We start from the raw sequence: 26925 nt of genomic DNA on the forward strand, positions 1-26925 counted from the left end.
TTAAAGGTTTTCTCAGCGTACTCTGCGTCCTCTGCGTTTCAGTGTTTAATGTTTATGAATTAGCCAGCTACCAGTGGTTGCCACCAGTCTTTGCGTTCAAGGTACCATTGTACCGTTTTGCGCAAGCCGGTTTCGAACGTTTCCTGCGGCACCCAGCCGAGTTCCCGCTGGATTTTGCTGGCATCAATCGCATAGCGCACATCGTGCCCCGGCCGATCATCAACAAATGTAATCAAATCACGGTACGCACCAATACCCTGCGGTTTTTGCGGCACCAACTCTTCCAGCAAATCACAAATCAACTGCACCACTTCGATGTTTTTCTTCTCGTTATGGCCACCAATATTGTAGGTTTCACCAACCTCGCCCTCGTTCGCGACCTTAATCAGAGCCCGCGCGTGGTCTTCCACATAAAGCCAGTCACGAATTTGCGCGCCATCGCCATACACCGGTAACGACTTGCCCGCCAATGCATTCAATATCATTAACGGAATCAGTTTCTCCGGGAAATGATAAGGGCCATAATTATTCGAGCAATTAGTAACCAGTGTAGGTAAATTATAGGTACGTTGCCACGCCCGAACTAAGTGATCAGAGCTGGCTTTACTGGCTGAATAAGGGGAGCTGGGAGCATACGGAGTGGTTTCAGTAAACAGGTCATTACTGCCGTGCAGATCGCCATAAACCTCGTCCGTAGATATATGATGAAAACGAAAGCCTGCGGGGCGGCCTTGTTGCTGCCAATACTGACGCGCAGCTTCCAATAGCGTGTAGGTACCAATGATGTTGGTGTGGATAAACTCAGCCGGGCCATCGATCGAACGATCCACATGACTTTCTGCTGCCAAGTGCATCACCACATCGGGCTGGTACTGCTCAAACAAACGCGACACCTCAGCGCCATCGCAAATATCCACTTGTTCAAACACATACCGCGAGTCTTGGTCTACCTCACTGAGCGAGGCAAGATTGCCGGCATAGGTCAACTTATCCACGTTAACCACACGGTGGTTCGAATGTTTAATTAGCTCGCGCACCACCGCAGAGCCAATAAAGCCCGCTCCACCGGTGACCAGAAACGTCTTGCTCATTCCCTTTAACTACCTTTTTCATCCACTCACATTAAGGTGTGAGTGTACCGAAGGCCCTACTGCTATAGCAAGCACGTTCACCGTGAAACACTCAATATAGAAACGTAAAAAGCACAGAGGACACAGAGAAGACAGGTAACAGTCTTTTCCCTGCGCTCCCTGTGCTCTCTGCGTTTCAGTGTTTAAGATGCTTAATCGTTTTTGTCGTCTTCGTCTTCTTCTTCGGCGGCTTTTTCAGCAGCAGCTTGTTCCGCAGCGATAGCTGATAAGATCATTAAGATAGAGCCAGAACCGCGCGCCGCGTTAAACGCAAAGTTTACTCCGCAATCGTCATTAATTGGCCCAAAGCGATAGGTATTCGAAGCCCAGCTACCCGCCGGACAACTACCGGTCACTTCACGACTTAAGGTCAGCCCATTAAGCGGACTCACCGTTACCGACAAATAACTCCCGTCGCTTACGTACTGCACCGGCTCAATGTTCAACCGGCCCTGGTTCTCCGTATTCAGCACCACCCGGTTATTACCCGCAATCTGCTGGTAATTGGCGGTCACGGTTAACGGCGCAACCACACGTGAAAAGTCGCTATCCCAGCCAGCAAAATGCCAACCTTCCGCCACCCTGAAGTTAGGCGCTTGCGCCGCCTCACCCCAGCGCACCTGCTGGCTCAGATCGGGACCGTCTTGCCAATAGCCATAGTCACCTAAATCAAAATTCACGGTATACAACAGCTCGTTGAATGAAGCCTGAACCGTACAATCCTCGACAACAGCGCCGGTTTGATATTCACTGCTGTTCACCAACGTACCATTACAGCCCGTGATGCTACTCAGCGTGTGCCCGGCTAATGGACTTACCGAGAGGATGGCCGTCGCCCCTTCCTCCACTTGCTGTGATGCCGGAGTCAAACGCCCCCCTCCGGTTACCGAGGTCGTCACTTCAAACATCGGCTTACTGAACACGGCTAGCACGCGGCTATCCTCAGTCACGGTCAACTCACAGCTTGGCACTTTACCACTGCACGAACCTTCCCAACCGTCAAAGTTAAAACCTGGGTCAGGCTCTGCGTAGATCACGGTGGTTTCGCCATCCGCTAACGACCAATCGCATTCACTGCGGCAGAACAATCCGGTGTTGGTGCGCACCGCTCCATGGTTACCGTCAACCGTAACTGACACTGAACGTGACGTAATATAGTTCCCCGTCCACTGCACATTATCCAGGTAACCCCGGTCGTCGCCGTTCGAAACAGAGCCGTCTTTCACATAACGCCAGACAATCTCATGCGCACCGTCATCATCAAGCGTATAAGTTTTGCTTTGCCAGTCTGTTTCGCCACTGATTTCGTCAATCAATGCGCCATCAATGTATAGCTCTAAAAAGTCCCAATTCGCCTCGCTACTCACCCGCCAGTCAAAGCTTATCTCACCAGGGCCATAGACTTGAGTTGAAATACTGCTAACATCCCCATCACTGATGTCCGCACTGACGGCTGCGCTACCACCCACCGTACTGCTGTCAGTGGTCACTACCCAACTGTTCGGGGCAGAATAAAAGTCCAGTTCAGCATTATCCAACGATTCGGTGTAATCAATGGTCGATTCGGGTTTGGAGAAATACGCAAACGCATCAACGGCCTGCTCCACGGTGACCTGACATTGGGTTTGTTGTCCTCGACAGGCGCCGCCCCAGCCCAAAAACTGCTGGCCGCTATCGGCTACGGCATTGAAGGTAAGCAGCTCTCCGACGTCCGCCCCGGTGACACAGGTTTCACGGCATTGGTTGAAGCGCCCCAGAAGGTCAACCGCGCCCATTCCTTCAACCTTTAGCTCCACTCGCACCGGTTGCTCGCCAGTTCGAGCATACTGAACATTATCCAGCCACGCCCGATCATCGCCCGCAGACACAGTGCCGTCTTTTCGGTAAACAAATTCGATGGAATTGAACAGTAGTCCAGTATTGCGAACATCAACGCGGTAGCTCTGCCAGCCGCGCTCGCCACTGATAAACTCGATCTCGGCGCCGTTAACATAAACCGACAAGCCATCATAACTTGCTTCAGAGCTGACTTTGGCATCAAACGTCACTTCCCCATAACCTTCAACCACCGTTGAGATATAGGTGCTCTCATTGCCGTTAATAATGGGGCTGCGCATAGCCGAATCACCCACTGACACCTCTTGCGCCTGAGCGCGCCACGGCGCGGATTGCCCGGTAATAAAGAACAACTGATCATTATCCAACGCCTGACTGATCGGAATATCGAGATAGCTTTCTTGGAAAACAGCAATGACATTGGTGGTGTCATTAATGGTAACTTCACATTCCAGTTCAGCCCCCGAACAACCATTGCCGCGCCATTCGACAAACTCAATGTCGCTCGTTGCGGTTGCCGTCAACGTTATCGTGCTACCACGACTCACCGTGTACGAACAGCTCTCTCCAGATTCACACACCTGGTCATCGACCGATACACTGCCAAGGCCGCTGGTAACCGTCAGCAACTCTCCGCTCACCTCCTGCGCATCCCGAATGGTGGTAATCTGGTCACGCCGTAACGTTAACGCTCTTACGCTATCAGCCCCATTCGTCGTATCGGTATGGTCAACACCACAGTCGTAGCTTTCAGCACAAGTCAGTTCCGGCGAGGAAAACTTGTACTCCCGCGATGCCCCGCCAAAGGCCTGTGGATACGCCATTACGGTAGTAAATACACTGTCAACGCCATAACCAAGCGCATAAGGGTAGACGTGTCCCTGACCATTTTGTCGACGTGAATGGCTTAACCCCATATTGTGACCCAGTTCATGCGCATTCACTTCATCGCCGCAATCTAAGGAGGTGTGAGAAACCATTAACGACGGATTGTACTCAGAGTCGTTGCCACCACCCAACCAGGCGATACCGCAAATCCCATCATTCACGTAGGGTCGAAAAGCAATTAAAAAATCAGCGCCAAGTCGATCGGTCTGTGCCCGGGCATGAGCAAAATAGGCGGCGTCACTATTGAAGCCGGTCAATGCGTCAAGCGCCGTTTCGCTGCCTATTTCGTTATCATCGTCGTAGGCAACTTCAATAATATCCATGACGTTGATTTGTAGATCCAACGTCGAGTTGGCGTAAATTTCATTGGTCGCTTCAACCACGTCGTTAATACGGGTCAAGACTCCATCGCGGCCGCCGTAAACTTCCAGTAACGGGGTAGTGTAAACAATAACAACATCTGCGGTATTGCCGGCCTCTGTCGCCGGCGCTGACTTTGATTGAGACTGAGCCTGTGTGGATGGCTTTTTGCTAACGGGCGGCTCAAGCCCGTCGTCTTTGATGCCTTTATCAGACACGCTAGGAAGATCACTGTTCTTGTACAAGGCACCATAACGGCCCCGAGCACTTAGCTTCCAGCGCTCGCCGTCAATCACTAACGTACCGCTGACCGCTTGCCCTTTTTGGCTTATCCGCAGCATGACATCATTGCCGCGAGCGCTCAACGTGGTTATACCCAACGCGTTGGTTTTTCTCGGCAGCATTTGCAGCGCGATCGCATCGCCATTTGGCGACAACAAACGGACATCTTGTCCATCGGTTAACTGTGCAAGTTGCTGCGTGTCGAGTTGCACCCATTGCAACGACGCTAATCCATTCGGACTGGTCTTACGCAATCTTTCAATCAAGGTCGCCAATTGCTGGGCTTGTTGGCCATCGGCTGCACTCGCCGCGTTAGCCGCCACCGTCGGCTCAGTTTGAGTAAACGTCCAAAGCGATGAAGACTGACCAAACGCCGCTGCGTTGTAGAACAGACATAGGGCGACCAGGGTAACTCGAAAAATAAATGAACTCATGACCCATCACTCGTCAACAAATGAATATTAAGCACACAGAATTTAAGTTTAATTAATTAACACAATATTTACAAAATAAAATTACAAACATCGCACCCGTACCGTGCACCCCGCCGCTCGCTCGATAAAACGCTAAACATTGAAACGCAGAGGCCGCGGAGAACACAGAGAAAAGACAGTTAACTGGGAAAACCCTATTTGGCGTTTGTTTTTAACGTTAATTATCTCTTCTCTGTGCCCTCTGCGCCCTCTGTGTTTCAATGTTTAATCGCGCCAGGGCGCGACCTACTCAATCGCACCCAGAATTTTCAGAATCCACGACGACTCGGTACGCGTACTGCGCTCCTTTAAGCGCAACACCAAATCGATATTTTGATCCGCATTCAGCGCACACAGCTTGCCACCACTGCTGCTCTCCAAACACGCATAATCCCAATAATCAACCTGGAAGCCCTCAGCTAATTCGGCCCGACAATCCACCACCGAGCCAACTTCTGGCTCATACTCAGAACAGGTAACCGTACCGCCTTCAGCCGGTAGCACCTGCACCGAAATCGTTACATAGGTGTCCATCACTGTCGGATTATCATCCACGCCATCTAAAATACCATCGCCATCGGTATCCTCGTTACGCGGATCCGTACCCGCTAGAAACTCCTCCAGGTTGCTTAACCCATCGCCATCAGCATCGGCGCCAGCATCGCTCGGATCATACTTATCCAGACCATGTGCGTCCTCAAACGCATCCGACATGCCATCACCATCCGAGTCTTTTATCGACCACTGAGTTTGGCCCCAGTTGCCTTGCCCCCAGACCAACGTGTCAGCCAGCGCAACCTTGGCATACCCTAAACTCACCAAACTAAGCGCAAGTGCCGATGCCAACTTTGTTCGTTTCATCACCAACCCGCCTAGTTTTTAATCAGTTCAAGTAACTTCGAGAAATCTTCTTTAGCCATGCAGTTACTACCCGGGTAGTCCACCAGCCAGTCCACCCCCGGCGCATCAATTGCGGTTACCCCCTCACAAAAAAACCGGCTGTAATCCACATTGCTCAGGTTAATCAACTGCCCTCGCGAACTCCACACATTCACTTCGTCAGCCCAAATCGCCGTCCGGTCAAACCTAAAGTTCGCGTCACCGATAAAAATTTCGCCCGAGATACTTCCCTCAAACAGAGATACCATCCCCTGGTCACGCACGTTCAGGACATTACTGATACTCGGCGAACCACTCAGTTCAGCCCCGGCAAACACGCCAACACTCGGTACCGATACATCATAAAGAGCCAACGTTGCGTTCGAAAAAACTTGGGTGTTATCGCGAATACTTCCCTCATTCACTACCGCATTAGCCGTGTCTTTCACCCTCAATACATCGGTTGTCAAACGCTGCAACTCGGCCGAGGCCGAATCGACCGTGACCTCGTCAGCTTGTGCGTTAAAGATATCAAGTACGCTTTGCTGCTCAACGAAAAGCTTACCGGTACCAAGCAATAACTCGCTGTAGTCGCCCGCATAGGATGAGCCATTGGTTAGTTTTACGGCATACTCCGTTGGCGCTTCACTGTCTCTGTTAACTCTGAGTTCGCCAAATCCTCGAACTCGAGCAGAATTTACCGTCACCCCCTTATTGCGGGCATTGATGGTCACATCACCCAGCAGTCTCAACAGGCCACCATTGATCACATGAATTCCTTCGGCAAAGCCAGAAATAGCCGTTGCACCAACATAAACCTGAGCGCCCTCTTGTATTTGAAGGCCTCGGAGCAGGTCCGCTCCAGGAGCAGCTCGCAGAGTTACCCCAGAAAGATCGCCATGACCATTACGGCTAAATAAAATGCCACCAGCATCATTAGCACCCAACTCAACCGATAAGTTGCTTAAATATAAACCGCCAGCAAAACCGCTATACAGGTCTACCGCCTGTGTACTCGGATGAGGAATTATGCTCGCGGGCGTTTCACCGACCGAGCGAATATTCAGTGTCTGCCCCATAATCTGGTGGTTGTTGATAGCACCATCTGGGGTCATCACATAATCACCATTCTCATCTCGCATTAAGTTTATCGAACCATAACAGCTGCCACTGATGAGAAAGTTGATTTCGCGAAAATGCTTAACCTCGTTATACACTTTATTCAAAATGTGCGGGTCAGCATCACAGTCCAGTCGTTCAGATACGTACTCGCCTTGTGTAAGGTCGTGCTCTAAACCGGTAATTTCATCAGCCAGATAATTGAAGTTTTGATTTACGTCCTCAGCGACAGCCGGTGTGTTGGCTTCAAACTGATTCGGCACTTGTCGCTCTTGCGCGGTGCCGCTTATACTCAATAACGATAACGTCGCAATAGCGCAAAGATGTGTCCTTGGTTTCATGTGGCTTCCTTTTTACATTTTGTTAACACTAAGACTACGTGCTTTTTTATAGAATTAAAACCTCTAACATCAACAAGGAGTCCTCGTGCAGCTATGGGTTAACCTCAGTTTATACGCCCTCATCAGCTTAATTTCAGCGGCTGCTTCAGCGGGTTCGGACAAGCCCGAGGCCGATGCCGGGCAAAACAGTGCCGTCTTCAGCGAAGACTTCGATGGCTTTTTCCGCAGTAGCGAAGCCAGCACACTTCATCATTTGGAGTTGGCCAGCATTGTCTTCAACGAAGGCACTGATGCCAGTAAAGCCCTAAAGGTGTATTACCAAGGCTATGACCGGGGCAGTAAGCGAGTGGTCAAGACCTTGCCCCTGCCGCAGGCGATGACATCCGCCACGTTAAGCTTTGCAGTAAAGTTTTGTGAGGGCTTTGATTTCGCCAAAGGCGGAAAGCTACATGGTTTCGCGCCATCAAATCCGGTAACCGGCGGCGCTCCCATTAAGCCGGACGGATGGAGCGTGCGCGCCATGTGGGGAAAAAATGGGCAGCTTAAAACCTACGTTTATCATCAGGGCATGAAAGGTAAGTACGGTGACGCCAAGCCAGCTCCGACGTTTCGCTTTAAACCGGGCCGTTATTATCAACTCAGTTATCAGCTTACGCTTAACCAACCGGCCAGCGCCAGCAACGGGGAATTTAGCCTTTGGGTTGACGGCGAAAGGGTGGTAACGCATAGCGGGCTACAACTGAGGGCCAGCGACGATCCCAGCACGCTCATCCGCCAGTTCATGTTTAACACCTTCCACGGCGGCAGCGCGCCAGAATGGGCGCCTCGTGACGCGAGCGGCAACTACAAACGCGATTGCGCCTATTTTGATGATATTCGCATAACACCGTAACGTCGTACCGTGCGCCCTGACGCACGGTTTAAATTTAACATTGAAACGCAGAGAGCACAGAGGGCGGCGGAACGCAAGCTAATCAATTGCCCCCAGGATCTTCAAGATCCAGGATGATTCAGTCCGTGCGCTACGCTCTTTTAAACGCAATACCAGATCAATGTTTTGGTCAGCACTCAGCGCGCACAGCTTGCCACCGCTACTGCCTTCTAAACACGCATAATCCCAGTAATCCACCTGATAACCCTCAGCCAGTTCCGCACGACAATCCACAACCGCGCCGACTTCCGGCTCATACTCCGAACAGGCGACCGAGCCCCCCTCTGCCGGCACTACCTGCACCGAAATGGTTACATAGGTATCAACCACAGTCGGGTTATCGTCTACACCATCTAAAATACCATCGCCATCGGTATCCTCGTTATGCGGATCACTACCAGCCAGAAACTCTTCCAAGTTGGTTAAGCCATCGCCATCAGCATCCACATTAGCATCACTAGGATCATACTTATCCAGCCCGTTTGCATCTTCAAATGCATCCGACATGCCATCGCCATCGCTGTCTTTTAGCTGCCAGCTAGCCTCGTTCCAGTTGCTCGCTCCCCATACCATCGGATCAGCAGCAGCTGCTGTCGACAGACCTAACGTACTGAGCACCGCCAGCGACAACGCCCTTTGTGTAAAGCGTTTCATAAGCGGCTCCTTATAAATCAGGTTGCGCCAGCACAAATTCAGAAATTGAATCCGAACTCATACAAGCCGTTTCCATTAACTCGTCGGTAATGTCTGTGCCTTCTATATCAATCACACTCATACCGTGGCAGCTAATTTGCGATAAGTCACCACTGGTGCCGGCATTTACAAAGCCTCTACTATTAATCAAATTGGTTGCATCATTTATCGCCGAGTCAAACAACGTGAAGTTCGACCGGTCCAGTAAAATCGGCGCGTTAAAGGTCGCCCCGCTCCCCTCGAGCTTCGAGTCATAAACTTCGATCGATGTCTGGTTAGTAAAACCGCCGGCAAGCAGCGACTGGCTGTATACTCGAATGTTCTGAATACTGCCCGCATCGACATAGCCTCCGCTAGATACACTCAATTCCAGCAAATCACTAATTGTTATATTCTGCACACCCAAAAACGCATTATTTACCGCATAAACGCGGGCTGCCTCGATGTTATCGATGTGCGCATCACTGCTCCCTATACGTAAGGTGTTATCAGTGTATAAATTCGCAACCGTCAACACACTGCGGTCATTAACCACAGACTGCGACCCATTCGCTGTCAGCGTCATTCCCCAACCCAGCCAGGTTGTGCCATGAGTCAGCACCAGGTTTTCGTCTTGGGCGGCTAATATGACCTCAGCTTGTTGCCGAAAAACGCTGGAACGCCCGGCAATGCCAAACCGGGTGTTCTGAATATCAACCGGCCCTAAAATTCGTACAACACCACCGTTAATGCTTGAGATACCCGTGTGCAAGTTCCGCGCTGTAAAATTACCGACATATACTTGCGCGCCTTCCTGAACCGCAATGCCATGAGCAATGTCCAGGCTATTACCCGTTACGGTAGTATCTAAAACATCACCATGTCCGTTGCGACTAAACAACACTCCATAGGTCTCATCAGCGCCAATGCTAATATCTACTCGATCCAAATAAATCCCGCCCCCGAAGCTGGTAGTTAAATCAGTCACACCGGTTGTCGGATTAGGCACTATCGCCACGCGGTTATCGTCCACCGGATAAATATTGAGACTTTGCCCCTTTACCTGAAACCGTCGTGGAATCCCATCATCAATTACAGGGTTACCTTCAGTATCTAGCACCAAGCGAATATCCCCGTAACAGGTCCCCGTAGCAGCAAGATTCACTTCGGTGTGTTGAGCGCCCTCGTTAAACGCCTTAACAAGTCCCCATGGGTCAGCATCACAATCAACTTCCTGGGTAAATTCAGCCTGTGTAGCCGTGTCAATTTCGTCAGTTAAATAATCAAAATTCGCGTTAACTTCTTCAGCATAAGCGGGCTGATTTTCTTCAAACTGATAAGGTACCTGCCGCTGTTGCGCACTAACGTTCAAACTAATTAATAAGGAGGGTATATACAGCCAATAAAGTGTTTTCATTGTTTCTGTCTCTAAGTTGCATATCCAAAGCAACTTTAATAAGTAGAACATGGTGGTAACATTTGCAATATTTTGTATTTAATTTACAACACAATACGTAGCACGCTTATCAACATCGATTTTTCGCCCGCCAAGGTGGGAATTGACGCATATGAAGATCGACATGACATGTTGTTTTGCGGTATCTTTCACGTTTTTATAAGAAAGGCGTCATAATAAAAACATGGATACGGTCAATAAACTGAGTTGGCGGGAAAAGTTTGAGCGGGCACTGGCCGAGCGCACGCGTCGTCGGATGCTGACTAACGCCGCTAATGTGGACTGGGTCTCTTACCATATTCCAAAAACCGCGGGTACGTCGTTTCGTGCTGCACTCAAGCAGGCCTTTGGCGAACGCCAGTTTTTTGCCGTTTACGAGTTCTCAGGGGCCAATGAGCTAACCCAAGGTGAGCCGATTTGGCTACCGGCAACCGCACAAGTGGTGCACGGGCATTTTCGTCCACACCCTCGTCACCGACAATTATTCCCTAATGGTAAACGAATCACCTGGATGCGCGACCCGGTTAAGCGCGCTTGGTCACTACTGAATCACACGCTGGATGTACAAAACAACGACAAAGTGTATGAATTCATCAAGAGCCAATTTTTAGATCAAGGTCTTAGTGATCGTGAAGAAATCTTCAGGGCCATGATTAAAAACGAACAAAGCGCACGATTCTTCAATATCTACCAACGCGATTACCAAGGTTTTAACAACAAATTCTTTTTCTTTGTCGGCTGCACCGAACGCTACAACGATGATCTGCAGCGCCTCGCTGAAATGATGCAAAAGCCACTCGCCAGCGAGCAGCTCAATCCCAGCAAAAACAAACAGCCCGTACCAGATTTAAGCGACAAAGAACGCGCTTACTTCAGCGAAGAGTACCGCATCTACGAACGCCTAATCTCGTGATGTGCGCCTTTTGGGCGCACATCCAATAATCCCTAGTGTTACTCGATGGCTTCCGTGGCCATAATAATCATAAAGACACTACTACGACGCGGCGTTGTATCACGGAACTTCACAACAAGCTCGCAATTTTCAGTGATCTCGCCGGTCTGGTACATCAGCTCATCAACCAGTTGACCACCGCAACCTTCAACGCTATACAGCGTATAACCTGCCTCCGGTAACAGTTCAAACAGCGCCGTTTCACCCCAGGCAACACTTTGCTCGGTAGGAGTGACTGCTCCCCGCCCTGCCGGGCGAGGCTTCCAACTTCTCAGGCAGCAACCGGCGCGTGGCCGGATTTACGCAAGCCTCCATTGGCAGGAACCGACAGTCCTTCGGCTCTTAGTTTGATAATACCCTGCTGGCGGATATTGACCGCGGCGTTGATGTCGCGGTCAAGCTCTGCTTTACAAGCAGGGCACGACCAGTTACGCACCGACAACGGCAGGGTGTCTACCTTGTGCCCACAGCAGGAGCAGATCCTGGAACTGGCTAACCACTGGTCGATTTTGACCAGATGTTTGCCCTGCTCCTTCGCCTTGTATTCCAGTTTCTGAATCAGGCCGAACCAGCTTGCGTCTGCGATGTGCTTCGCCAATTTCCGGTTCTTCAGCAGGTTCTTCACTTTCAATGTCTCGACCACCACCGCTTGGTTGTCGTCAATAAGTTGTCGGGACAGGTTGTGCTGGAAATCCGCACGTGCATTCGCTAGGCGCTCATGCGCCTTGGCAAGTTTCAAGCGTGCTTTCGTACGTCCTTTGCTGCCTTTCCGGCACCGGGACAGGGCCTTTTGCTTGCGTCGCAAGTTAGACTGAGCGCATTTCAGGAAACGGGGATTCGTCGTTTTGTTACCTTCGGAGTCGATAGCAAGATGGGTTAGCCCCATATCAACGCCCAGCACGGTATCAACGCTATGCAATGGGGCAGGTGTTTGCAAGCCGTCTTCGACCAACAGCGAGGCATAGTATTTCCCTGTTACCGTGCGCGACAGCGTTACGCTCTTGAGCTTTCCGTCCAGCTCACGGTGGACCTGCGCCTTAATCGGTTTCATCTTCGGCACTTTGATCCAGTTCTCACCAGCACTTACACTCGTGCAGTGGTAGCTGGATTGTTTACCGTGTTTGCGCTTGAACTTCGGATAACGGGCGGGAAGCTTCGGGTCAAAAAAGTTCTGGAAGGCTTTATCGAGGTTGATGCACGCTTGCTGGAGTGCAATCGAATCGAAATCCTTGAGCCAGTGATACTTGCGGGACTTTTTCGCCACCGCCAACAGCGGCTTAAGGTCTTTCTTGGCCTTGAGCTTAAGGCCGTGGCGTTTGTACTGTGAGCTGATGATATGCAACGCCTTGTTGTACACGAACCGCATAGCACCGAACTGGCGGTTGAGAAATTCCGCCTGTTCAGGTGTCGGGTAGATGCGTACTTTCGTGGCCTTTAACATTTCAGCGCTCATTGATATGATTCATTTATTATAAGCCAGTAAGGTCACTCTTCAAGTGAGTATGCATAATAAAGCGTTGCTGTCAGATTACCTCCGAAAACGCCACAGCGTCACCAAGCTGGTTATGCATCTGGTCTTTACCACCAATCGGTTTCATCACGCCGGATACGCATACTCAATACCCACATACCCCGGCAAAGCAAAAGCGCAGCGCTCTGGTCACGCTCTTACTTTGCCTGTAGTGCAGGCGGGGCAACTATTGAAACACTAAGAGAGTATGTGCAGAGTCAGGCTACATCGGACTAGAACCGCTGCGCGGTTCCCGCTTGTATCCCCGCCCGATTGGGCGAGGGTTTACGCGGAGTTTTGCTAATCGTGAACTTGGGCTCGGAAAAAGTAGCAGAAACACGGCTGGCGCCGGCGAGATGGAACCACCATGTCGGGCCATTTTTGTTAACCGGATTAGTGGAAGGGTTACATCCGGTGAAACAAATGATTAAGTAACGTGTTGCATTTTTAGACGACTGAGCAATAATTAAACACTTAATTTCGAAAAATATTGTGGCTTTGTAGTCGTTGTGAAAGCCGCCAACGACAAGGAAGCGACAATGCACCGTGCTATCGTAAAATCATTCATCACCCCACTCATTATCCTAATTTCTCTCGTTTTAACGTTTTTTGCCCCACTCGGCCAAGCGCAACAAATCATTGACCACGACACCTTGAACGTGAACCGGGATTACAGCATTAACGCCAACCAAATGAACACCCATAATTTCGTGGTGCCCGATGACCACCAGGGGTGGCGCTTGGTGGTCGAAGCGGATTGGCAAGTGCGCGTCAGAATCTGGCGCATCGTCGCGGGCGGAAATCTGCAGTCCATCTACGATCAAACGCGCTATTCCCAAACGTTTTTTTTATCAGCCGATGATCTTGAGCTCGGCACTGCCTATAAAGTAACCATACAAAGCCAATATGACCGCACTTATCGCCTAGTCAGTCAGCCACAATTTGCACAACCACTCAGTTGGACCGCGGGCTTGAGCCACCAAAATATTAGCAATTGGCAGACGCCCAGCACCGAAAACGGCTTTAATGGCGGCGAGTGGCTGTTTTATCTCGATTACCAAGACCAAGCACAATACCAACTGATCCGTGGACTGCTAAAAGTTGCAAACCGTAGCACGGCGGTCAAACTCGGCACGCAGATTAATGATTATCAGCAACGCTTTGCATTCACCGAACAGGCACAGCATGCCGTTTTTTACCAACGGCGCGACGCATTAACGAACGGCTCGCGACTTTACCTCAAAGTACAACCCAAAATAGTCCGCGATACCAACAACCAAGACTGGAAGTTAGCCATTGGCGATCCGCATGTCATCGACCTTGGCACACTAAGCACCGACGTCGCCGCCAACGGCCGAGTTGAAAACATTATTGAGCCCTATGTTTTTTATAAAACACAGGTCAGCGCCGAAACGCCCGCATGGCAACTGTACCTTAGCAATGCAGCCGGTGCTGAAAGCCAACGTACCGTTTATGTCAGCAACGATCAGCTCGCCTCGCAACAACATCACCAACAGGCGTTCTTTCAAAGCCAGTTAATTGTTCCAAATTATTTAAGCTCAGGACGTTACTTTATCGCCGTTGCCACCGAACAAGCAGCCACTATCGATCTGCGTTCACGCATTCAGCCTCAGCAGCAACTGTCGTTTAACAGCACCCAAACAATCACCACCGATGCCAATGCAGAGTTCCCCTACACCACCTACAAAGTGCCGGTACCCGTCGATCAAATCGGCTGGCAAATAACGTTAGCGGCCGATACGCCCAATAGTAGCTTGTACGTGCGCCAAGCCAACGTGCCTAACCGTTTAAATAATAATGGCTTTTCGGAACAGTCCGACACAACCATCGAGTCAATCACCCATGCGCCCCCCACGCTTGCCAACGGTGCGTGGTACATCACCGTCTATGCGCCAGCAGGTACCACAGCAACGCTCACCAACGGCTCGCCGGTGGTTACTGATATAAACTTCGTCACCACCAACCCAGGTATCACTAACCAAGCCCCCTATACCCAACAAACCGGGTGGCGTTACTTTAGGGTCCGCGACTTAGATCAACAGCTGGGAATCTTGGGCTGGACCTTATTTTTAGAACAGCAGCCACCAGGCAGCCGTTTAAGTATTCGCCGCAATGCCGTGCCGACCTATTGGGAATATCGGCAGAACGACAGCACCTCAATTTACAATTCACGACTGGATGATGAACACTCACAATCTGGGGTGTTACAAGTAGCATCGCATCAGGCCGATGTCTGGTATATCGGGGTTTATTCAGAAGCCGCACTTGGCGCGTTTACATTAAATACCGACACTAATACCCCGCCGAATCTCGACTTTAATAACGGCGAGATAACTGAAACCAATAAAGATCACCGTTACTGGCACTACTATCAGCTGCAGGTACCTGAGCAATTCGAAGCTCTTGAGTTGTACCTGGAAAACCAAGGCGAGGAACGCCTGGATATGGTGCTGCAACGCGATACCCTGCCGGATCGGTCCGGTGTTCCTCGCGTATATTGCCCCAGCCGCACACATATTTATAATTGTGATCGCTGGCTAAGCAATGAGTACCTGAGTGCTAGGACCGCTTACGCCCCGTTTGCACAATACGACAGCACCAGCACCGACCTGCGCTTAGTACTCGGTAAAAACGCCCCCTTGTCCCCTGGCAACTACTTTATTGGCGTAAAGTCAGCCACTTACGCGCCATCTGCGCCGTTAAATTTTACGCTACGCGCACGCGGTATCGGTCAACAATGCGGTGACGAAAACTGTCACTATTCGATAACGGCATTCAACCCGGATGAGCCGTTATCTCTAACCTTAGCTAGCGCCGGCGAGCGCGCCTACGCCAAAGTTGCGCTTCCCGATAATAACCATGGGTGGCAACTAACCACAAATTATAGCAACGGTGACGGCGATACCTTGCTGCGCGTTGATGGTGTGGCAAACTCCTACGCATCAGAAAACAATACCGTTGCGATCACCCGGAATAACGGCGGTATCTCAAGAAGCCCCGGTAGCGACTTTTACTATGCGCTAAAAAACGCCGAAGGCAATGTCGTCAACGGCGATTTGTATATTACGGTTGCAGCAAATCAGGACAATACCCAGGCTCAGCTTAATCTGCAGCCACTCGCCTATACCGAAAACAACGACTCGGTAGTTAGGCAAGGTCAGGGGGTTAGCTTTACTAAAGACACCTGGCCTGCAGGGCAGATCACCTTTTATCGGTTTAACGTCGAGCCGACACAACCAGCCATTACCGCCAGCGTAACCAGTGATGGCGAGCCTGACTTTCAATTGGCGTTGTTAAAAGATGGTGATAACGGTATTGCGCTGCCGGATCCGTGGGCAACTAACGTTCTTGATGGCGAAAACGGTAGCACCAATGGAACCAACGAAGTCACCTTACCAGATGCCGGGGGTCGCTATACATTAGCGGTTTACAGCAAAGATCAAGCGAGCAATGTTAATGTATCTATTAGTGCGCAAAACCTGCCATCGGCCACCAACCTAGCCTTTAACAACGGCGTAACACAGATTACTGATCAGGCTGCTGACACCTGGCAGTACTATAAAGTCGTTGTACCTAACGACGCACAAGGCTGGATGCTCGAAGCCGATCAGGTCAGTAATAACAACCTTGCTATGATCATACGCAAAGGTGAGTTGCCCGACGCGTTAACCGAATCCGGCGGCTCTGCTTGTAGCTATCGCACCCCGCTAAGCCAGTGCAATACCTGGCAAGATGGCGAACAATTAAGCGCTAACCACAATTTTTACCGGCGTAGCCGCGCAGCCGACGGAAGTTATCTTTACAACCGCAGTTTAATTGTGGGTAAAAATGCCCCTTTAACTGCCGGAGTTTACTACGTTGGTTTATACACAACAGCCGATAATACCAGTTACCGGCTACGTAGCCGCGGCGTAGGTAATCAATGCGGCGGCAGTGCTTGCACAATTGCGGTGCAGGCTATCGAGTTCCCCGGCCAAGTCAGTGACAGCATTGCAACGCCTGGCGATATCAAAGCCTACCAGTTCAGCATTCCGGAAAGTCTCGCCGGTGTCGAAATTTATCTACAAACAACCTTAGGCGACAGTATGCTTAAGGTGTCGCGCAATAGCATCCCGCTATCAACGACTTCGTCTAATGCTATCGACTCTAATCATGGTGTATTGCAAGATACCAGTGGCGATGAGTTTGTTTACGAGTTTCACCGTCAGCGCTATGACTCAGCGGCGGGTACCAACGTGATACAACTACCTGCGGGCGATTATTTCATCACCGTTTACGGCCTTGGCGCCAATCCGCCTTATAACAATGCATTAGGCTCTGGTACCTCCAGCTATACCCTCGCAGCAAAACCCATGGAGCCGGTGCGTATTAACCACGAGCCGTTAGCCGTTAACCAACAAATCAGCATCGCCAATCAACAACTCGAACCCGGAGAGTTGCGCTGGTACACCGTTGCTGCTGATAATAACCTGCCGAATCTCGAATTCAACGTCGCAAACACCACAGGCGATCCGAGCTTGCGCATATTGGCCACCGATGCCAACCAACCGCAAATTCCAAATTCACCAATTCGGAGTACCTGGGATACCGCATCCGGAGGTGTGTATGGCCCCAGCACCGCAGTATTCCCCTACACCCTGACCGATGTGGGTAACTTTTATTCGTTATTGCTAGGTTCCGAGTACGCGCACGCGTTAACGACCGATTTAAGCATTCGCTCGCGTGGCGATCAGGAGCTGGACTTCAATCGCGGCCGCTTGACTATCGACGGTCAACCGCAAGCCAGTTGGCGCTACTTTAAAGTCGAGGTGCCAGAAGACGCCGATGGCTGGGAAGTCATACTTAACCCACATCAGGATGTGAATATTCAGGCTGTCATCGCGCGCGATGTACGACCGGATCGGGTTCGCTCACTCAGTTGCAGTACCGGCGGCCTGTTACTTTGCAATACCTGGGAAACCGGACACCAGTTGGTGCTACCGACTGCCAGCTGGGCCGATAACGGCCGTCGTTTAGAAAACGGCGCCGAGGTAATCGACTACGCTAAGCGCGTTGTCATTGGTCAGCGACCACTGCAGCCCGGTACCTATTACATCGGTGTCACCGCCCCCGATAATGACAATGTCAGCTATGACATTATCAGCCGTGGTATCGGCACGTCATGCGGCGGCGAAAATTGTCAGTTAGCGGTCGATCCCATTAACTTTGATACGCTACACAACGGTAGTATAAACACACCCGGCGAGGCCGACTACTTTACCTTTACCGTACCGGAGGATGTCAGCGGCTGGTATGTCGATCTACAAACCGCTTTAGGTGATGCAGCGCTGGCGATAAAATATGCACAACTCCCCAATAGCAACGCCAGTCGCAACCAAACCGAAACGCCCTATGGCGCTAAGCAGGATACCCTCGGCAGCGAATATTTTTATCAGCTCTCGTCCGAACTTGATGCCACACCGTTGCGCCCGGGTAAGTACTATGCCGCGGTCATTAGCCAGGGCCAACGCGAGCCTGACTTCCGAGGCTTGGGAGAAGGTTCCGTTAATTACAGCTTGCGCATAGGTCCCGTTCAGGTTGCCTCATTAGGCAGCGGTCACCTAACCACCGCTACGCCTGAGCAAACCGGTCTAACAACCATTGACTATGTGCAGGTTAAAGCCTACCAACTGACCATGGATGAAAACGTCGACAGCGTGGAACTGCGCTTTAGCGAAAGCGCCGGTCAGCCGGTGATCAATGTCGCCAATCACGCGCAGGGCGAGCGCTGGTGGCCGCGCCCCTATTTTAACAACCGGGTTGATAGTGCGGTGGAAGGGGGGCGTTACCAAGAGCGGGTCAGCGGACAAGTGATCAACATCGATACACCGCAGCCCGTCATGACGATCTTAGTGCATGGCGAGGAGCCCAGTGGCGATGACGTCAGTAGCCAGTTTAACTTACAGGCAACTGCCACACAGATACAACCATTGGTGTTTGCAAACGGCGATAGCGGCCGACAAAGCTTGTTGGACCAGCAACAGCACCTGTACCGGGTAAACGTGCCTGAGGACAGCAACGGATGGACATTGGATCTTAACGTAAGCGTTGGCAACGTCAGCCTTGCCATTAGCAAAGGTCAATTGCCTGGCAAAGTGCGAGAAAGCGAGCGAATTAACAGCCGTGAGCAGCAAACACACATCGTCGCGCCGTACCTGACCCCGGGCACCTGGTACATCAGTGCTCAGTCAACAGGGCTAAGTGAATACTCACTACAATCAAAAGAACTCGTCAGCGAGGATACGACAACCTTGGGAGTGCGTGACGACTACACCCAGTTCCAAACCGGCGAAGTCGATCTCGAGCGCCAGCATACCCACTATTACCGCATTAACGTGCCCGATAACAACGAAGGGATTATTCGTACACAGTTGACTAAGATTAGCGGCGAGGCAAAAACCTACTTGCGTTATGGCGCCCCGCCCACGTTGTCGCACAGTCAGACCCGCCCTAACGGCGAGCTTTACGACCGTGCCGATACGACCGCCGGTACCCAGTATGCAAACTGGGGCGTCCAGGATGCGCGTGACACTCACCATAATGGGCTCGTTCAATTGGCCCCCGGCGAGTGGTGGCTAGCCGTAGTCGCCGAGGACTCAAGTCTGCGTTACCAACTGGAAGTGTCGACGCCGCGCGTAAAAGCCATGGCTTTCTCCGGTGCCAGTGCTCACCAACAAAATCTCGCAGAGGGCGATATCCGGTATTATCGTGTGCATATGCCAGCGGTCAGTACCGAAACGCCCATGCGCAATTTACGCATCAACCTAACCCAACAATCGGGTGACGTGGCCGCTATTTTCCGTGAACACCTACCGCCAGCCGAACTTTTTAAAAGCGGTAGCTTTAATCCATCAAACGGCAGCCTTGCACATTGGTATTTTGACAACGGCGATAATACCGACCTGCCCTATGCACTCGAAGAAGGCGAGTTATCCGTTCCGATCGAACATATAAAACCTGACGTGCCGTTTTATATTGGCATCTACGCCAAAGAAGACAGCCAGTACAGTCTCAGTATCGGCCCGGGCGAACAAACGCTCAGTATTGCGCAATCGATATCGGTGGTAAACGGTGAGCTTGCGGTCGAGCTTGCCCCACAACAAACCAAGTTCGTGCACATTCGTGTGCCAGCCGATACCGAGTGGTTCCGCCAGCGTATCGAAGCCAGCGCCGCTATCGATATGCGCTTGCAACGCGAAAAAATCGGCTTTGCGCGGCGCCCTATCGCGCAAAGTTCCAGTGAGGTATTTGAGGTCGAACGCGAGCTACTCGACCGGCAACGCACCATACGGCCCTATCCGTGGCAACCCACGGTGGATTACTTTGTTACCTTGCACAATCCGGGTAGCGAAACCGTTATCGTTGGCGGCACCACCAATGGTAATGTCTGGCAGCCGGATACCCAGGCACCGGTATTCCCTGATCTTGCAGATATCACCCGAGAAGCTACCGGACCGTTAACCTCCTTCACGTTGCCCTCGGTATACGCGCAAGATGACTATGATGGTCGCGTGCGGGCAGCAACAACGCAACAAGGCCCGTGGGCGGTGGGTGACTATATCATCACCTGGACAGCTATCGACGAGAGCGGTAACCAAAGTACCGCACAGCAGCGGTTAATCATTGCTGATACCCGGGCGCCTTCTATTACCGTCCCCGCCACCATAACCCGCGAAGCAACTGCGCCGTTAACGCCGGTCGAGCTGGGCGAGGCTAGCGCGACTGACATCGTTGATGGAGAGCTGACCCCCACTGCATCAAACACCGGTCCGTTTGCGGTCGGTTCACATGATGTCGAATGGCAGGTAACCGACGCTGCTGGTAACAGCGCCAACCGCACACAGCGCGTAACGATAACCGATACCACGGCACCAAATTTAACCGTTCCGGCTGATCATGTAGTTATTATTGGTCCCGGAGACGGGGTCGACAGTGCCGGATTTGAGCCGTTACAGCAGTGGCTGGCGGAAGCCAGTGCAGAGGATTTAGTGGATGAATCTGTGGAGGTAAGCCATAACGTGCCGGCAGTGTTAACCGTTGGCGAGCTAACCGTCACCTTTACCGCAATGGACACAGCCGGTAATCAGGCTCAGCAAACCTCGCAGTTGCAGGTAGTTATGGACGATGCCGCGCCCGTACTATCGTTACCAGAGCCGCTGGTTATTATGGTCACCACCGCTGAGCCGTTGCCAACCAGCGACGCCAGAATACAGGCATTTTTAAACGCAGCAACGGCGTATGACGAACAAGACGGCGAGGTTACCGTGCAACATAACCTTGGTTCGACCGTGCCTTACGGCTTAACTTATGTATTGTTTAGTGCAGAAGATAGCTTAGGCAACCGCACCGAACAGGAAGTGAGCCTGCGCATTAAAATCGACACACCACCGCGTAAGAGTGGCTTGCTGATGTTGTTGCTTAGTACGTTTGAGTCGGAAAAGTGAGCTTGGGAGGTACTTCGATACAGTGACTCCAAAGATCCTTGCGCTTTTTGCGCAAGGGTCTTTGATGTTTGCCCGGGCAGTCGAAACCATGCGCAGTGTGACAAAGTTTATATCGCTGTGCCTGAATAGCTAACAACAATCAGTATAGTTTAGAGTAGCAGTAGTTGTTAATGTTCATTGCTGCTCAACAGACTGTGTCGCCATAAGCAGCATCAACAGGGTACTCTTCCGTGGACTCGCATCGCGGAATTTCACCACAATCTCGCAATTTTGCGTGATTGCAGCTGTCTGGTAGTGAAACTCATCCACTAGCTGACCGCCGCACCCCTCAATACTATACAACTTATAGTCAGCTTCTGGCACTAACTCGAATAATAACGTTTCACCCCAGTTTATCGTTTGCGCGCCCGGATTTACGCTCCCTTTACCAGTTATCCAAAGGCTTACCTCGTATTGGTTAATCGCATACTGGGCAGTGACAGATAGATCTTGGGTGACATGACTAAACTCCGTGTCCCAGCCGATGAAGTGATAACCTGTGATTGGAGGCACTTCAGGAGCTATTGCCGTTTCACCATAAAATACACGCTGTGACTTTAGTAGTGAGCCATCATTGCTATAAAAATTAACCGTATAACTTAAACGCTCAAACTCAGCGGTAACGGTGCAAGCACCATCCACTGGCGCAGTGGTATAGGTTGTGCCCGATAACGAGCCACCGCAGCCAGATACCTGTATCAGCTCATAGCCCTCGTAGGTAGTTAATTCAAAATTCGCTGTCTGATCAATCGGGGCATCAAGCTCTGCAGGACTAAACTCGCCGCCATTACCGATGATTTCAGTAGTAATTAGGTAAGATTGAGGATGAGCATTGACGCTAACACTTGCTTGGTTATCAGCCCAGTTCAAGTCTTGTTCGCTAGCAACCTCATAAACGATTTCATAAACACCTTCAGTTTGTGGTGTTACACGCGATAAAACATCAACTTTGGTTAACCCCTCTGCAATAGCAACGTCACACCGATAATATGAGCTATAACCTAAGCAACTCATCGCATTAGAAACATTTTGCAAAATAAATGCCTCATCTATGCGAATCCCCGCATCCGCCGTTAATGTTAACTGAAATTCCGAGGGTAATGTTTGGCCTTCTTCTGCGCTTAGCGTTAATCCAATGTCGCCAGAAGAACCAAACTCTATGTAATTTAGAGGCTCTTCCGCGTTTAAAGCGAGTGAGGTTTCGACGGTATCATTAACAACAAAACGAGCGTTAAAACCAAGCTCCGCCAGAGTTTCATCATTAAAATAATCGGTACCATTACCGAGTTCATCCCAAATATATCCTGGCTCTATACGCCATATACCCGCTTCTGCATCCTGTGCGATCTCAAATTGTACGCGCAGACTATAAACATCTGGCACAGCTGTCGGCTGCCACTTCGGCCTCTCGTCACCGCTACAGCTGTTACAAACATGAATATAATCCTGATAACCATAGCTATCGCTGGGGCCTCGAAGATAAACTAAGTGATTACCCATAGCTCGTTCATCTCGAGCCAGCATATGAACTTCGATAATTTCCGCACCTTCGCTGCTATTAATTTCCGTGGCAGACAAAGAGTAGCTCATGAGTTCGGGAGGGGTGGTATCAACCTCATAAGGGTTAATAACATCAACATAAGGGTCTAGACCCAATGCTACGAGCGCTTCAGCATCTAGCGTGGGCATATAATTGCCGGCAGCATCACGCAAATACTCGAATATCACCGACCATTTTCCAGCCGGTGAATCACGATCGAGCTCAAATGTTACCGATACCTCATATTCATCGGTACCGTCAATACGTTCCCATTTGGGTGTATTAGAACAAGTCTGGCAGATAAAAACCGTTTCTCTAAAATTGGTCTGGTAGCCCTCGGGTGGCATCAAATGCTGATTATAATTACCCATGCCATTCGCTTCTTTAACCCGAGCCGTTAACGTCACCTGTGCAGGCCCATCGGTAACATCTATAACGCTGGGTGATAGATGCATATCGATCAATTCCGGCGCGACAGTATCAGCCGTAGCCGCCAGCGCAGAAAAGGAACATAAGAAAAGGACCAGAACTTGAGCAATAACCTGACGCAATACCATTCTTACTCCATGAAAAGTAAAGCTATTTTACCGGGCCAGAATATTACTCTAACCGATAATCAAAGAGCAAGATGGTTTGCTGCTGTACCCTTTAGCGGTTACTCCGCAACAACGCGCACCGGCCAGGCATTAAAGTTTTCCGTCATCTGCTTGTAGTCAAGTGGTACGCCTGAAGACAAGTTGACCGCCCAAACGTAGCTAGCGCTGTTTCTAGTTGCTCGCGCCAGCTATCCGTAGTTGCCTCACCGGCGCCGGTTTTAGCCCTCTTCTCCCAGGTTTTGCCCAGTTCACAGCGCGGCCACATTAAACCGGTTTTACGGTCAGTGACGGTGCCGTTGCTGCGAATACTCAAACACTGAAACAGCGTAGGTATATACGGCCATTGGATGTGTTTCATGTTTTATATCCTTAAGGCACGTAACTTGCGCAAAATGCGCAAGTTACTGTCCATTTTCTTCGTCTTCGGGTTGGCTCAATACGCCGAGTATAAGTAGCCCCGATGATCGTGTGGCCGCTTCGGTTGCTGCTTTTGTTTCTAGCACCAAATCAATATTTTTATTGGCCAGTACCGAGCACATTAGGCCTGTCTTACTGCCTTCTAAGCAGTCATACGACCACTGATCAACGTAAAAGCCAGATTCCAGCGTTACCTCGCAATAAACCGTACGCCCCACATCAGGCTCGTGGTTATCACAACGAATACTACCCGCTTCAGCAGGCACTACACGAGTGGTAATAGTAACGTACGAATTGGGCTTGGTCGGCTCGTGATCATCGCCATCTAAAATGCCATCGCTGTCGCTGTCTTCATTTAACGGCGAGGTTCCTTGCAGGTATTCTTCTAGATTGCTCAGACCATCATTGTCGGCATCCGCGTTTGCATCGCTCGGGTCGTTCTTGTCAAAGCCGTACCGATCTTCAAAGCTATCGGGCATACCGTCACCATCCGAGTCCACCAACGCCTCAAAACAGGCTTGAGGAATTTCATCGTAACTGAACGAGAATTGCGCATTGACGCTCATGCACGTCACATTAGTACCCATTAAACGAAGATCATGCAGATTCGTCATGCCCTCTAACGCGTGGAGATGTCGAAGCGGATTACTCCCTAACCGCAATTCATAAAAATTGAAACCTTGTAACGGACTCAAATCCGTTATTTGGTTATCGCTCATCCAAAGAATGCCCAAGTTGCTCATCTCAGCCACAAACGAGATATCCGCAATATTATTGCCCTCGGCGAAAAAGCCGATTAATTGGTCGAACTGTCCAAACACCGAGTAATCACTAAATTTGGTATTAGACACATCGAGATACCGGAGCGCTGGCAAGGATTCTGCGGTGGCAATAAAAGCCTCCGTTTGCTCAGCCACATCAGTGCCGGGGAAATTTAAATAGAACAAGGTTTCGATGCCCTGCAAGCCACTAACATCGATGACCGGTGAATAGCCAACATAAACCGAATACAAATTGCGCGCGCCCGCTAAAAAATCGATATCCGTCAACGCGGTTTGATGCAAAAACACTTCACTCAACGCATTCATTTCGCCTAACGGGGGAACCTGCTTTATCGGGGTACCGGTTGTGCTCAGTGTTTGCAGATGCATCGCTCCGGCAATAGGGGTTAGATCCGACACTTGCGCATAGGCCAACGTCAAATTACGCAACTGCGTGAGGTTCGATGCGCCGGCAAAGGCGTTATTCGATAACGATGGCTGCCGGGCAATGGACAAACTCTCCAGGTGTCGCAGTGTCCAAATAGGCGCAAAGTCATCGAATTGCGCTTCGGACAAACTCAGCGTCCGTAGCCGCGGCGACGTAACTAGTGGTGAAATATCTTGAATCCACTGATTGCTAAGGCGAGCACTGCGTAAATGCGGCTTATTGGCTAAAAATTCGATAGAGTTAATGGGTGTAAACCACTCCGAACGAGCTAAACTCAAATCAATGTGTTGCAAGTGCTCGAGCTCCGCAACCCCCGAAAAATCGTTAATGGACGTATTCGTTAACTCAAGTGACGTTAAATACTTAAACTGTTGCAGACCCTCAAGCGATTGGACAGAGCTACTACTGCAGTTCAGTTCGTGTAACCGTTGAGCGTGCTCGATGCCAGCGGCCGCAACATGAAGATCAACGCAGTGCTGTAAGTCAGGGTCAGGTAAATCTGTGGGGATCGCGGTAACACGATCCCCCCAACGCGCTTCAAAGCAAGAAAATGGTAAGTCTTCTCGCCGTACGACCGAGCCAATATAGCTATCGTCGATTGGCGCACATCCTGTTGGCAAGTTCTCACTCAGCTCAAGCAACGTGCTATTGGCTAACAAGAACAAGGGGCTGACATCATCGATTTGGTTGTTCCAGGCCGACAGCTGTCTTAAGCCGACGAGCTCTTGTACCGGTTCCAAATCGACAATCTGATTGTCATGCAGTACCAATTGCCGCAGGTACACCAAATTCTCGACAAAGCCGATATCCGAGATACCCGCCCCGGTAACACGCAGTGACTCGAGCCGCCACAGTGCACCAATAGCATCAGCATTAACCGCCGGCGCCTGCCAGTTTTCCATCTTCAAGTGTTCAAGTTGCGTCAGATTCGCCAAATACGACACATCTTGATGCGCAACACCATCGATAAACAACTCTCTCAGATTGACCATCGTCGCGAGTACCTCTGCCGACATGGCGTCAACATTGGACGTAGATAGCGATGTTAAAAAATTAAGCTCGGACACTTCTTGAACGGTTAATTCGGTGTCACGAATATCCAGCGAGCTCAAACGAGTCAGTTCATTTAAAAAGTTTGTGCTATCAAAAGCAGAGCGCCGTAAATTCAGCTTCCGTAACTCGCTCAAAGCGCCCAATGCCTGAGCATTTATTACGTTGATACCCGATAACATCAGTGAGCGCAGCGAACTCAATGCGCTTAAATCGCTAACATCCATTAACTCATCGGACTGAGACATAATCTCCAGTTGATTTAGTATGGGTAATTGCGCAATCGCTTTCATGGATTCCGGGGTGGGGTTTTGCTCGCCAAGGTAGTCAATGCCCAGCAGTGAGGGGTTGTTACCCAACGCAGTTAGGTCGTTGCTGCTATTCCAGGTTAGGCTTATATACCTTAAACGGGTGAGCGCATTAACCGGGCTTAGGTCGTTAAAGTCCGAGCGTCCAAGTCTGAGGCTTTGAAGGTTAACAAACTGTTGTAGTCCTTCAAGACTGGAGACATTATCACAGTTTAAAATATCGAAATCTTCTGGGACGTCATAACCATAGCTCGCCGCGCGCTCATCGATGCAAGTTTGTAAATTAGGATCTTGAACCTGAAAGTCACTGGCTTGTGTCACCGCGCTGCTAAACGCCAAACCCACAGCCACGATGGTGCCCAACAATGATGTACTTCTGATGTTTAAAAACATGATGCCTCCAGACGCTACCAGTAATTAATAGTATCTGATT

12 protein-coding genes and 1 pseudogene are annotated in these 26925 nt (G+C 50.5%); 4 read left to right on the forward strand and 9 right to left on the reverse strand.

Translation table 11 applies throughout. The features are described from left to right. Window positions 1-59: 59 nt before the first annotated feature. The 4 genes from rfbB to CWE23_RS03875 all read right to left on the reverse strand — a co-directional run bounded on the left by rfbB (window position 60) and on the right by CWE23_RS03875 (window position 7308). Window positions 60-1091, reverse strand: a complete 1032-nt coding sequence (rfbB, locus tag CWE23_RS03860) for a dTDP-glucose 4,6-dehydratase (protein WP_126819555.1) — start codon at window positions 1089-1091, stop codon at window positions 60-62. A gap of 191 nt (window positions 1092-1282) precedes the next feature. Continuing rightward, on the reverse strand, window positions 1283-4930 hold the full coding sequence (locus CWE23_RS03865) for an InlB B-repeat-containing protein (RefSeq protein WP_126819556.1): 3648 nt from the start codon (window positions 4928-4930) through the stop codon (window positions 1283-1285). A gap of 285 nt (window positions 4931-5215) precedes the next feature. After that, complete coding sequence (locus CWE23_RS03870; protein WP_126819557.1) at window positions 5216-5830, reverse strand: hypothetical protein; 615 nt, start codon at window positions 5828-5830, stop codon at window positions 5216-5218. Between the two features lie 11 nt (window positions 5831-5841). Then, window positions 5842-7308 (reverse strand): hypothetical protein, encoded by a 1467-nt coding sequence (locus CWE23_RS03875; RefSeq protein WP_126819558.1) that lies wholly within the window; start codon window positions 7306-7308, stop codon window positions 5842-5844. A gap of 85 nt (window positions 7309-7393) precedes the next feature. Between CWE23_RS03875 and CWE23_RS03880 the strand changes: the two genes are divergently transcribed. Then, window positions 7394-8200 (forward strand): polysaccharide lyase, encoded by an 807-nt coding sequence (locus CWE23_RS03880; protein WP_126819559.1) that lies wholly within the window; start codon window positions 7394-7396, stop codon window positions 8198-8200. Between the two features lie 78 nt (window positions 8201-8278). Here the strand turns inward: CWE23_RS03880 and CWE23_RS03885 are convergent, their stop codons facing one another. Further along, window positions 8279-8893 (reverse strand): hypothetical protein, encoded by a 615-nt coding sequence (locus tag CWE23_RS03885; RefSeq protein ID WP_126819560.1) that lies wholly within the window; start codon window positions 8891-8893, stop codon window positions 8279-8281. Window positions 8894-8903: 10 nt separating this feature from the next. Beyond that, the gene (locus CWE23_RS03890; protein WP_126819561.1) at window positions 8904-10328 is read right to left on the reverse strand and encodes a hypothetical protein; all 1425 of its coding nucleotides are present in this window, start codon (window positions 10326-10328) and stop codon (window positions 8904-8906) included. Window positions 10329-10551: 223 nt separating this feature from the next. Between CWE23_RS03890 and CWE23_RS03895 the strand changes: the two genes are divergently transcribed. Then, entirely contained in the window at window positions 10552-11280 is a 729-nt protein-coding gene (locus tag CWE23_RS03895) for a sulfotransferase family 2 domain-containing protein (RefSeq protein ID WP_126819562.1), read from the forward strand. A 310-nt stretch (window positions 11281-11590) separates the two neighbouring features. On the opposite strand, the gene CWE23_RS03900 is transcribed toward CWE23_RS03895, so the two are convergent. Continuing rightward, window positions 11591-12772, reverse strand: coding sequence for an RNA-guided endonuclease InsQ/TnpB family protein (locus CWE23_RS03900; protein WP_198678798.1), 1182 nt, complete (start codon window positions 12770-12772; stop codon window positions 11591-11593). A 132-nt stretch (window positions 12773-12904) separates the two neighbouring features. On the opposite strand from CWE23_RS03900, the pseudogene CWE23_RS13980 reads away from it, so the two are divergent. Then, window positions 12905-13066 (forward strand): annotated as a pseudogene (locus tag CWE23_RS13980) (transposase); the annotation flags it as partial. A 302-nt stretch (window positions 13067-13368) separates the two neighbouring features. Continuing rightward, window positions 13369-21333: an HYR domain-containing protein gene (locus tag CWE23_RS03910; protein ID WP_126819563.1), complete on the forward strand. Its 7965-nt coding sequence runs from the start codon at window positions 13369-13371 to the stop codon at window positions 21331-21333. 174 nt (window positions 21334-21507) lie between these two features. Here CWE23_RS03910 and CWE23_RS03915 read toward each other — a convergent pair whose 3' ends face one another. Together CWE23_RS03915 and CWE23_RS03920 are read right to left on the reverse strand one after the other, a co-directional pair. Next, window positions 21508-23469, reverse strand: a complete 1962-nt coding sequence (locus tag CWE23_RS03915) for an InlB B-repeat-containing protein (RefSeq protein WP_126819564.1) — start codon at window positions 23467-23469, stop codon at window positions 21508-21510. A 440-nt stretch (window positions 23470-23909) separates the two neighbouring features. Then, the gene (locus CWE23_RS03920; protein WP_126819565.1) at window positions 23910-26885 is read right to left on the reverse strand and encodes a leucine-rich repeat domain-containing protein; all 2976 of its coding nucleotides are present in this window, start codon (window positions 26883-26885) and stop codon (window positions 23910-23912) included. Between the last annotated feature and the right edge of the window lie 40 nt (window positions 26886-26925).

It is taken from the genome of Idiomarina aquatica (assembly GCF_003987185.1).
Taxonomy (GTDB): Bacteria; Pseudomonadota; Gammaproteobacteria; order Enterobacterales; family Alteromonadaceae; genus Idiomarina; species Idiomarina aquatica.

Excerpts from the sequence above, each read along its gene's own strand:
- CWE23_RS03890 (WP_126819561.1), bottom strand. The coding sequence starts at position 10,328 with ATGAAAACACTTTATTGGCTGTATATACCCTCCTTATTAATTAGTTTG.
- CWE23_RS03915 (WP_126819564.1), bottom strand. The coding sequence starts at position 23,469 with ATGGTATTGCGTCAGGTTATTGCTCAAGTTCTGGTCCTTTTCTTATGT.
- CWE23_RS03910 (WP_126819563.1), top strand. The coding sequence starts at position 13,369 with ATGCACCGTGCTATCGTAAAATCATTCATCACCCCACTCATTATCCTA.
- CWE23_RS03920 (WP_126819565.1), bottom strand. The coding sequence starts at position 26,885 with ATGTTTTTAAACATCAGAAGTACATCATTGTTGGGCACCATCGTGGCT.
- CWE23_RS03885 (WP_126819560.1), bottom strand. The coding sequence starts at position 8,893 with ATGAAACGCTTTACACAAAGGGCGTTGTCGCTGGCGGTGCTCAGTACG.
- CWE23_RS03900 (WP_198678798.1), bottom strand. The coding sequence starts at position 12,772 with ATGAGCGCTGAAATGTTAAAGGCCACGAAAGTACGCATCTACCCGACA.
- CWE23_RS03870 (WP_126819557.1), bottom strand. The coding sequence starts at position 5,830 with ATGAAACGAACAAAGTTGGCATCGGCACTTGCGCTTAGTTTGGTGAGT.
- CWE23_RS03865 (WP_126819556.1), bottom strand. The coding sequence starts at position 4,930 with ATGAGTTCATTTATTTTTCGAGTTACCCTGGTCGCCCTATGTCTGTTC.
- CWE23_RS03895 (WP_126819562.1), top strand. The coding sequence starts at position 10,552 with ATGGATACGGTCAATAAACTGAGTTGGCGGGAAAAGTTTGAGCGGGCA.
- rfbB (WP_126819555.1), bottom strand. The coding sequence starts at position 1,091 with ATGAGCAAGACGTTTCTGGTCACCGGTGGAGCGGGCTTTATTGGCTCT.
- CWE23_RS03875 (WP_126819558.1), bottom strand. The coding sequence starts at position 7,308 with ATGAAACCAAGGACACATCTTTGCGCTATTGCGACGTTATCGTTATTG.